Annotated in this window: 8 protein-coding genes; 6 read left to right on the top strand and 2 right to left on the bottom strand. The window is 60.4% G+C overall.

The window, feature by feature from the left end; genetic code table 11:
* Positions 1–350: 350 nt before the first annotated feature.
* Complete coding sequence (gene yiaY / locus E1K68_RS07815; RefSeq protein ID WP_212613930.1) at positions 351–1499, bottom strand: L-threonine dehydrogenase; 1149 nt, start codon at positions 1497–1499, stop codon at positions 351–353.
* Positions 1500–1622: 123 nt separating this feature from the next.
* On the opposite strand from yiaY, the gene E1K68_RS07810 reads away from it, so the two are divergent.
* Positions 1623–2639, top strand: coding sequence for a DUF4917 family protein (locus E1K68_RS07810; protein WP_212613929.1), 1017 nt, complete (start codon positions 1623–1625; stop codon positions 2637–2639).
* 123 nt (positions 2640–2762) lie between these two features.
* Here the strand turns inward: E1K68_RS07810 and E1K68_RS07805 are convergent, their stop codons facing one another.
* Positions 2763–3290, bottom strand: a complete 528-nt coding sequence (locus E1K68_RS07805) for an XRE family transcriptional regulator (protein ID WP_003189385.1) — start codon at positions 3288–3290, stop codon at positions 2763–2765.
* Between the two features lie 160 nt (positions 3291–3450).
* Between E1K68_RS07805 and E1K68_RS07800 the strand changes: the two genes are divergently transcribed.
* The 5 genes from E1K68_RS07800 (at position 3451) to E1K68_RS07780 (ending at position 9524) form a co-directional block, all read left to right on the top strand.
* The gene (locus tag E1K68_RS07800; protein WP_137204560.1) at positions 3451–4233 is read left to right on the top strand and encodes an aldolase; all 783 of its coding nucleotides are present in this window, start codon (positions 3451–3453) and stop codon (positions 4231–4233) included.
* Between the two features lie 29 nt (positions 4234–4262).
* On the top strand, positions 4263–5135 hold the full coding sequence (locus E1K68_RS07795; RefSeq protein ID WP_003189383.1) for a dihydrodipicolinate synthase family protein: 873 nt from the start codon (positions 4263–4265) through the stop codon (positions 5133–5135).
* Positions 5136–5334: 199 nt separating this feature from the next.
* The gene (locus E1K68_RS07790) at positions 5335–5874 is read left to right on the top strand and encodes an RNA polymerase sigma factor (RefSeq protein WP_003189381.1); all 540 of its coding nucleotides are present in this window, start codon (positions 5335–5337) and stop codon (positions 5872–5874) included.
* On the top strand, positions 5871–6839 hold the full coding sequence (locus E1K68_RS07785) for a FecR domain-containing protein (RefSeq protein WP_212613928.1): 969 nt from the start codon (positions 5871–5873) through the stop codon (positions 6837–6839). Before E1K68_RS07790 ends, E1K68_RS07785 begins: the two co-directional genes overlap by 4 nt.
* 126 nt (positions 6840–6965) lie before the next feature.
* Complete coding sequence (locus tag E1K68_RS07780) at positions 6966–9524, top strand: TonB-dependent receptor (protein WP_212613927.1); 2559 nt, start codon at positions 6966–6968, stop codon at positions 9522–9524.
* Positions 9525–9761 lie beyond the last annotated feature (237 nt).

Raw genomic sequence — 9761 nt, 5'->3', positions numbered from 1 at the left:
ACCGAGCCTAAGCGAGGTGCCGAGTGGTGGGGCAAGAGCGTTTTGCTTACTTTTGCGCTGTTCAAAAGTGAGCCGCCGTCAGGGCGGAACCCTAAGCGGCCGTTACCGCAGCAATGGATATGTACCCAATCCAACTGTGTTGACTGCCAGGCCGCCTTCGCGAGCAAGCCCGCTCCCACAGTTGGATTGCGGGGTGTCAGGTAGATTGGTGTCGGCCGTTGGGCCGTCTTCGCAGGCAAGCCCCACACAGTTTGATCGCGGATAAGCATCGGCTGTCAGGCAGTCACGGGAGCAAGCTCCCTCGCCACAAGCCCAGCCTCGCGCCAACGTTGTGTAGGTACCTATGCCTATCAAAAAGCGCTACGAAAGATCTCCTCAATCTGACGCTGATCCGCCCGCCGAGGGTTAGTCAGCCCGCAGGCATCCTTCAGCGCATTGCTGGCCAGCAACGGAATGTCCTGCAACTTAGCGCCAAGCTCACGCAAACCAGCAGGAATTTCCACGTCTTGGGACAACCGACGAATCGCCGCAATCGCGGCCTGGGCGCCCTCTTCAGCGGTAATGCCCTTGATATCCGCACCAAGAGCCCGGCCCACGTCGCTCAAGCGTTTGGCGCAGACACTGGCGTTGAAGCTTTGTACGTGAGGCAACAACACCGCGTTGCACACACCGTGGGGCAGGTCGTACAAGCCGCCCAATTGGTGGGCCATGGCATGCACAAAACCCAGGGACGCATTGTTGAAGGCCATGCCGGCGAGGAATTGTGCATAGGCCATGTTCTCCCGTGCAGCCGTGTCAGTGCCGTCGCGGACCGCCAGGCGCAGGTTGGCGCTGATCAATTCGATGGCCTTGATCGCGCAGGCGTCGGTGATCGGTGTTGCGGCGGTGGACACGTAGGCTTCGATGGCGTGGGTCAGTGCGTCCATGCCCGTGGCGGCGGTGAGGCCCTTGGGCATGCCGACCATCAGGGCCGGGTCGTTGACCGACAGCAACGGCGTGACATTGCGGTCGACGATGGCCATTTTTACGTGGCGGCTTTCGTCGGTGATGATGCAAAAACGCGTCATCTCGCTGGCCGTGCCAGCGGTGGTGTTGATGGCCACCAGCGGCAGTTGTGGCTTACTCGATTGGTCGACGCCTTCGTAGTCGCCGATACGCCCACCGTTAGTGGCGCACAGTGCGATGCCCTTGGCGCAGTCATGGGGCGAACCGCCGCCCAGGGACACCACGAAATCGCAGGCGCTCTGTTGCAGCAATGCCAGGCCTTTTTCGACGTTTTCCACGCTGGGGTTGGGCTTGGCGCCGTCGTAGATCACCGAGTCGATATCCTGCATCGCCAGCTTCTCGGCGATCATGCCAGCCACACCGGCTTTGGCCAGGCCGACGTCGGTGACGATCAACGCCTTGCCAAAGCCGTAGTTGCGAATGGCGGTCATCGCTTCGTCGAGGCAATCAATGCCCATGATGTTGACGGCGGGGATGAAAAACGTGCTGCTCATGATCGATCCTCAAAGGCTTTATGCCGACAGAATCAACCTGTACCGCGTGGCGCATCTTGATCAGGATCAATGCCGGCTCGTGATAAAGTCACCCCCCAGCCGATTTCGAGTAGACCCGCCGCAATGAAGGATTTCCAGGATATTGACGCCCACCTTGAAGACTGGAGTGCCCTGCGCGCTGCCGTCGACTTCAGCGGGATTCTGATCGGTAACGGCGCCAGCCGCACGATCTGGGAAGACTTCGCCTACGACTCGCTGTTCGAAAACGCCCGTACCGTCGAAGAAAAGCCCCTGAGCCCCTCCGAACTCAGCGTGTTCGACGCCTTGCAAACCCGCAGTTTCGAGCAAGCTCTGGGCGCCTTGAAAACCACCAGCCGGGTCAACAAGGCCCTGGCGGTCAGTTCGGCGGCACCGCGTAACCGCTACTACGCGATCAAGGAAGCGCTGATCACCACCATCCATACCGTGCACATTCCCTGGCGCCTGGTGCAGCCGTCGACGCTGGCGACGATCCACGCAGAATTGGCCACCTACGCCACCGTCTTCACCAGTAACTACGACTTGCTCAACTACTGGGCGACCCTGCACGCACCGGGCATCGACGACCTGTTTCGCAGCACCGACTCAAGCTTCGACCTGCGCAATACGCGCACCGACATCACCCGCATCCTGTACCTGCACGGCGGCTTGCACCTGGTGCGCAACCTTGACGGCACGGCGCGCAAATTGCCGTCCACTGACAGCACCCTGCTCAGCAGTTTTGCAATCAATAACACGATCAAAACCCTCGACGATGTGCCGCTGTTCGTCAGTGAAGGCAAGGTGCAGGAGAAGCTCAAAAGTATCCGCAGTTCGGATTATCTGTCGTTCTGTTATGAACAACTGTTGAGCCATGAAGGCGCACTGTGCATCTTCGGCCATGACTTGGGGCCGCAGGATAAACACCTGGTGGATGCTATTGGCCAGGCCAGCATCAGCACCCTGGCGATCTCGGTGTCGGGGCGCAGTGATGGGTTTATTCGTCAGCAGAAGCGGCGATATTCGGAGCTGTTCGAGGGCAGTGGCGTAACGCTGAAGTTCTTTGCGGCGCGTACGCATCCGCTGGGCAATCCGGCACTATCAGTCCCTGTGGAACGCTGATCAAAATGTGGGAGCTGGCTTGCCTGCGATAGCGGCCTGTCTGTTGGCCCATCTGGCACTGATACACCGCTATCGCAGGCAAGCCAGCTCCCACATTGACTGCATTTCAATGAGTAAGAAGGCTCACTCCTCAGCGCTGTGCACCACCACCAGCAACTGCGCCTGCACCTCTCCCACCGAGCGAATCCGGTGGGGTTTCTGCGCGTTGAAATGCAGCGCATCGCCGCGCTCCAGCAGCACGCGCTCGTTCATGAAATCCACTTCAACCTGGCCTTCATGCACGAATAAAAACTCCTCCCCCAGGTGCTCCTTGAAGGTCTTGTCGGTGAACTGCGCCGGTGGGTAGATGATGAACGGCAACAGGCTGCGCTCGCTGACTTGATGAGCCAGCACCGCATAACCCGGTGAGGTGTCGGGCCGCTCGTGGCTGCGCACCAGGCTGTAGCTGTCGAGGCTGACGTTGTCTTCGCTGAACAGCTCTTCGACCTTCACGTTCAATGCCTTGGCCAGTTTCAACGCCGCAGCGATGGAAGGCGTATTGAGCCCGCGCTCGACTTTCGACAGGTAACTCTTGGTCATCCCGGATTTTTCGGCCAGGGCTTCCAGGGTCACGCCAAGTTTTTTTCTTAATATTTTCAAGCGGATAGACATTTGCTGCGGTTAATCCATGCAGAAAGCGATGAGACAGGCTTGCCAATGACACAAAGTGTCATATAGCATCTTTAGTGTCATTTGCATTCACCCAACGACCTTGCGAGCAGCGGGCGACCAGCAAATCCGACGTCCATTGAACCACCCAAAGGACACCGATATGGCCAAGACATTAGCACTCCCAAAAGACCAACTGGTCAAGCAAGCACTGAGCCAGATGCAAAACAGCCTGGCAGATAATACGTGGACCGACCGGCAAAAGCTGGCGCTGACCTGCCGAATCCTGTTCGAGTACGGCCACGACTCCGGCCTGGCCGGGCAGATCACCGCACGTGGGCCGGCGCCCGGCACCTACTACACCCAGCAGTTGGGCCTGGGTTTTGACGAAATCACCGCCAGCAACCTGCTGCTGGTCAACGAAGACTTGGAGGTGCTGGAAGGCCACGGCATTCCCAACCCCGCCAACCGTTTTCACACCTGGGTGTACCGCGGTCGACCGGATGTAAACTGCATCATCCACACCCACCCCACGCACATCGCCGCGCTGTCGATGCTGGAAGTACCGCTGCAGGTGTCGCACATGGACCTTTGCCCGCTGTACGAAGACTGCGCTTTCCTGCAAGCCTGGCCCGGCGTGCCGGTGGGCAATGAAGAAGGGGAAATCATCACCACGGCCCTGGGCGACAAGCGCGCCATCCTGCTCTCGCACCACGGGCAGTTGTCCACGGGGGCCAACATCGAAGAAGCCTGCGTGATTGCGCAGTTGATCGAACGGGCTGCCAAGTTGCAGTTGCTGGCGATGTCTGCGGGCACGGTCAAACCGATCCTGCCGGAGCTGGGGCGCGAGGCCCATGACTGGATCTCCAAGCCCAAGCGCCACGGCGCCGCGTTCAACTACTACGCCCGGCAAAACCTGCGCAAGCACGCCGATTGCCTGAACTGATTGCCCCTTTTTCGACCGGAGTTTTCCCCATGTCCAACCCAACCATTCACGGCATCATCGGCTACACCATCACCCCCTTCAGCGCCGACGGCCAACGCGTTGACCTCGACGCCCTCGGGCATTCCATCGACCGCTTGATCAACAGCGGCGTCCACGCCATTGCGCCCTTGGGCAGCACGGGTGAAGGCGCTTACCTGAGCGATGCCGAGTGGGATGAAGTCAGTGCCTACAGCATCAAGAAAGTCGCCAAGCGCGTGCCGACTATTGTCAGCGTGTCCGACCTGACCACCGCCAAGGCCGTGCGTCGCGCCCGCTACGCCGAAGAACACGGCGCCGATGTGGTCATGGTGCTGCCGGCCTCGTACTGGAAACTCAGTGAAGCGGAAATCCTCGCTCACTACGCCGCCATCGGCGACAGCATCGGCGTGCCGATCATGCTCTACAACAACCCGGCCACCAGCGGCACCGACATGTCGGTGGAGCTGATCCTGCGCATCCTCAAGCAGGTCGAGAACGTGACAATGGTCAAGGAGAGCACTGGCGACATCCAGCGCATGCACCAGTTGAAACTGCAAAGTGACGTGCCGTTCTACAACGGCTGCAACCCGCTGGCGCTGGAAGCCTTCGCGGCTGGCGCCAAAGGCTGGTGCACCGCCGCGCCGAACCTGATCCCGCAACTGAACCTGAGCCTTTATCAGGCCGTACTGGCCGATGATTTGAACAAGGCGCGCGAGCTGTTCTACCGACAGTTGCCATTGCTGCAATTCATCCTCAAAGGCGGGCTGCCGGCGACGATCAAGGCCGGGTTGCGCTTGACCGGGTTGGAGGTGGGTAATCCGCGCTTGCCGGTGTTCCCTCTGGGTGAAGCAGGGATCGAGCAACTGAAAACACTTCTGAAGTAAACCCCCGCCCCTGTAGGAGCGAGCTTGCTCGCGAAGAACGCCAACGATAACGCAGCACATCGGGAGTTCGTGTCGCCTGTTGGTTTTTCGCGAGCAAGCTCGCTCCTACAGAAGAGGGCACATTAACAGAGACAAATGACAATAGTTCTCGATATCATTCACGACTTTTCCAAGCCGTGCTTCGTCAAGAAGGATATCCATGTCTCGTCCCCAGCCCGACCCGTCGTCGGCCGATGCCTGTCGCGGGTTTTATGCAGACATTCTGTATTTCCTGCGTAAACGCACGGACAACGCCAGCGACGCGGCGGACATGGCCCAAGATGTATTTACCCAATGGCTGGGCTACCGCGACCGCGCCAAGGTCGAGCAGCCGCGGGCGTTTCTGTTCCAGATGGCGCGCAACCTGCTGCGCGATCACTGGCGCAAACAGAAGGTACGGCAAACCGCCCACCCTGATCACGCCGAAATGGATGCCGAGCCGGTCACCGACGAGCACAACGACCCCATGGCCGCCGCCCTGCGCCTGCAACGCCTGGAACAGTTGAAAGAAGTCCTCGCCGAACTCTCGCCCCGCCGCCGAGAAGCCCTTATGCTGCACCGCTTCGAAGGCTTGAGCCAGGCACAGATCGCAACGCGCATGGGCATCTCCACCAGCATGGTGGAAAAGCACATCGCCTTTGCCCTGCTGCACTGCAAGCGACGCCTTCAACCCGACACCGGCACGGAGCAGCCAGAATGAACCGCCCGAGCGACACCGACGCGCTGGACAGCCAAGCGAGCGATTGCATCGACGCCCAAGCCGCCTGTTGGTTTGCACGCAACCGCAACGAAGTCAGCCGCGCCGACCGTAAAGCCTTTGCCGCCTGGCAAGCGGTGCCCGCGCACGCGCGCGCCTATGCCGAATTCGAACAGCTGTGGGCCGACCTCGCCCAATTGCAACAACTGAACAAACCGTTGGCACTGCCCAAGCGCAAGCCCAGCCTCTGGCGCCCTGCCCTGGCGGTGGCCGCCGCCGTGCTCTGCGCCGTATTAGCGACCTCCATCGGCGCGCCGCGCGAGCTGTTTCACAGCCAGGTGGCCACCCAAGCCAAGGGCATGCGCACGTTGACTCTGCCCGATGGCAGTACCTTGTATGTGAATGCCAACACCCATATCCGCGTGGACTTCAGCGCCCATCATCGGGTGCTGCACCTGGACACGGGCCAGCTGTATATCGAAGTGGCCGCCGACAAGGAGCGCCCCCTTTACGTGCAAGCCGGCGAGTCGAGCGTACGGGTGGTGGGCACTGCTTTGGATGTGCGCCGCGGGCAGCAACAATTGGTGGTCAGCGTTGCCCATGGCCAGGTCGCTTTCGAGCCAAATGGCAAAAGCCCCGTCACCCTGCTCGGCGCCCAGCAACGCGCCTCCTACAACTACGCCAAAGGCACCGTGCAACAACAAACCCTCAACGCCGAAGAGGTCGCCGATTGGCGCAGCGGGCACTTGTCATTTCGCAACCGCGAACTGGCCAGCCTGATCGACGAGCTGAGCCTGTACCGCCCGCAGACGTCGTTGCAGGTGAGCAAGGCCGTCGCGCAGCTCAAGGTATCGGGCAACCTTGACGTGAATGACCCAGACGCCCTGCTCAAGGCATTACCCGCGTTGTTGCCGGTGAAAACCGTGCTCTCGGCTGACGGCACTATCAGAATCGAGCCGAGCAAATAGGCCGCAACATCACACATGAGAATATTTTGCATTCGCATGTGTGGTTTTTTTTGCCTGCCCCGTCTTCCTCCTGTCTGTGTTTGATACGCACACCTTTTTGGCTATTTAGCCGCTCCGGGGGATTTCATGTTTCGCGCGCCTTGCCACGCTTCGCACCTGTTTCTTCGACCGACACTCATGGCTACGTGCCTGGCCTTGAGCCTCAGCGCCGAAGCCGAGTCGTTCAAGCTGCACCTGCCGGGCCAGTCGCTGGCCACATCCTTGAGCCAGGTGGCCCAGCAGGCGAAAATCCAGCTGCTGTTCGATGAAACCCTGCTCAAGAACGTGCAGGCCCCGGCGCTTAACGGTGACTACACCCCGGAAGTGGCCATTCGCTCCCTGCTCAAAAACGGCGAACTCATCCTGCTCAAGGTCGGCAGTACCTACGTGGTGCGCCCCGATGCGGGTAAAACCACCACCGGTGGCGCAATCCAGTTGGACACCCTGAGCGTGATCGGCACCGGCAATGAGGTGAACGCCAGCACCGTCAACCGCTCCACCCTGACCCAGGCCGACATCGACCGCTACCAGTCCAATAACATCCCCAGCCTGTTGCAGACCTTGCCCGGTGTCAGCCAGGGCGGCTCCTTGAAACCCGGTGGCCAAACCATCAACATCCGCGGTTTCGGCGATGCCGAAGATGTACCGCTGACCGTCGACGGCGCCACCAAGACGGGCTTTGAGCGTTACCAGCAAGGCACGGTGTTTATCGAGCCCGAGCTGATCAAGCGCATCGAAGTGGAAAAAGGCCCCAACTCGCCTTTCACCGGTAATGGCGGCTTCGGCGGCACGGTCAACATGGTCACCAAGGACGCCCCGGACCTGCTCAAGGACGGCCGCAACAGCGGTGCGATGCTCAAATATGGCTACTCCAGCAACGACCATGAGCAGGTCTACAGCAGTGCCGTGTATGGCCGTACCGACGACGGCCGTTTCGATGCGCTGGCCTACCTGACCCAACGCGACGGCGGCGATATGAAAGTGGCCGCCAAGTTACCCAACGACAACAATGAGTACCCGATCAACCCCCAGCGCCTGCCCAACAGCGCCCAGGATGTGGACGGCAAGCTGTTCAAGGTCAACGCACACTTTACCGATGAGCACAGTGTCGGGCTGTCGTACTCGCGCTCCCACAGCAACCGCTGGACCCCGTTTTCCGCCGCCAGCTACCCCACGCCGCCGACTCAGTTCAACATCGACCGCTACGGCTACGAAGGCGCGTTGAAGCGCTTCCTCGCCCACCGTGACACGGTCGACACCACCTGGTCGGGCAAATATGAATACCAGCCGCTGGATAACCCGCTGGTGGACTTGACCATCAAGTACTCCCAGTCCAACACCGAGCAGACCGATGAGCGTGACGCCACGGCGTTTTTCCAGTTGGCCACTGGCGGGCGCAAGATGGACACCGCCTACACCGACAAGCTCCTGGATATCCGTAACGTCAGCCTGTTCGACACCGGCCCCTTGCAGCATGCCGTGACGGTTGGCGGGCAAATCCGCAAGCACACCCGCGAAACCGAAATGTGGATGCCCGGCGCCATCTACAACACGCCGCGCTACAACTACGGGCACTTCCAGCCGGGCTTCATGCCCCACGGCAAAGTCGATACCAACAGCTTCTTTATCCAGGACGCGGTGACGTTGGGCGATGTGACGATCACACCGTCCCTGCGCTATGACCATGTGCGCAACCGCGGCGAAGGCAACGATGCGCCCTACTACAACAACCCCAACCCGGCAGTGGGTCACGACTACAGCGACCGCACCTACACCGGCTGGTCGCCACGCCTGGCGCTGTTCTGGACCGTGACGCCGAATGTGGGGCTGTTCGCCAACTGGAGCCAGACCTGGCGCGCCCCGGTGATCGACGAACAATACGAAGTGCAGGGTGTGGGCAGCCGCACCGCCACCAGCGTCGACCTGGACCCGGAGCGCATCACCTCCATCACCCTGGGCAACATCACCAGCTTCGACAACCTGATCGCCCAGGACGACAACCTGCAACTGCGCACCACCCTGTTCCACAACAAGGTCGAAGACGAGATCTTCAAGGCCACCGGCGTAGGCTGCCAGAACCAGGCCATCAACGGCGGCAGCATCGCTTCAGCTTGCCCGCCTGGGCCGATGTCCAACTACCGCAATATCGGCAGCCTGACCATCAAGGGCGTTGAGCTCGAATCGATCTACAACTCCACCTACCTGTTTGGCTCGGTGTCGTTCGCCTATGCCAAGGGCCAACACCAAGGCGCCTACACCAACCCTTGGGGCCCGGACGTGGCAGCGCGGGACATCCCGCCGACCAAATGGGTGCTGGTACTGGGCACCCACATCCCGGCCTGGGATGCCCAAGTGGGCTGGATGGGCCAATTCATCGGCGCCACCGACCGCCTGCCCAGCGACAAATACTCCGGCGGCCCAGGCTCCAGCATCGGCGATCTGTTCTACGACCAGTACGGCAACAAGCGCTACAACACCCAGGGCCTGTTCGCCAAATGGACACCGCAGCAGGCGTACCTCAAAGGCACCGAGGTGAACTTCACGGTGGACAACCTGTTCAACAAAAACTTCCGCCCGGCCTTGAGCGGCGACCGCGCGTACACCAAAGGGCGTGATGCGAAGATCAGCGTGACGCGGTTCTTCTAACCACGCACGTATTCCAACTGTGGGAGCTGGCTTGCCTGCGATTGGCCGTAGGCCTCTACACAACTCTGCAGTGAACAACGGTAACCACGATGCGAAGCGAGCCGCTCTTGATCTGCTTTTGATCTGCTTTTGATTTTGATCTTAAGCGCCCCGTCAAACCACGCTGGCCGTAATTCGACAGGGATTTGGGGGGTAAACCGGCAGGGATGCCGGTTTAGCCGCCCCGCGCCATGGATG

This window comes from Pseudomonas sp. B2021 (assembly GCF_018135665.1).
Lineage (GTDB): Bacteria > Pseudomonadota > Gammaproteobacteria > Pseudomonadales > Pseudomonadaceae > Aquipseudomonas > Aquipseudomonas lactis.
Note: the sequence above shows the minus strand (reverse complement) of the source record. Positions and strands in the feature narration are given on the sequence as shown.

Bases quoted from the DNA above. Each gene is read 5' to 3' on its own strand.
- E1K68_RS07780 (WP_212613927.1), top strand. From the start codon at position 6,966: ATGTTTCGCGCGCCTTGCCACGCTTCGCACCTGTTTCTTCGACCGACA.
- yiaY (WP_212613930.1), bottom strand. From the start codon at position 1,499: ATGAGCAGCACGTTTTTCATCCCCGCCGTCAACATCATGGGCATTGAT.
- E1K68_RS07790 (WP_003189381.1), top strand. From the start codon at position 5,335: ATGTCTCGTCCCCAGCCCGACCCGTCGTCGGCCGATGCCTGTCGCGGG.
- E1K68_RS07795 (WP_003189383.1), top strand. From the start codon at position 4,263: ATGTCCAACCCAACCATTCACGGCATCATCGGCTACACCATCACCCCC.
- E1K68_RS07805 (WP_003189385.1), bottom strand. From the start codon at position 3,290: ATGTCTATCCGCTTGAAAATATTAAGAAAAAAACTTGGCGTGACCCTG.
- E1K68_RS07785 (WP_212613928.1), top strand. From the start codon at position 5,871: ATGAACCGCCCGAGCGACACCGACGCGCTGGACAGCCAAGCGAGCGAT.
- E1K68_RS07800 (WP_137204560.1), top strand. From the start codon at position 3,451: ATGGCCAAGACATTAGCACTCCCAAAAGACCAACTGGTCAAGCAAGCA.
- E1K68_RS07810 (WP_212613929.1), top strand. From the start codon at position 1,623: ATGAAGGATTTCCAGGATATTGACGCCCACCTTGAAGACTGGAGTGCC.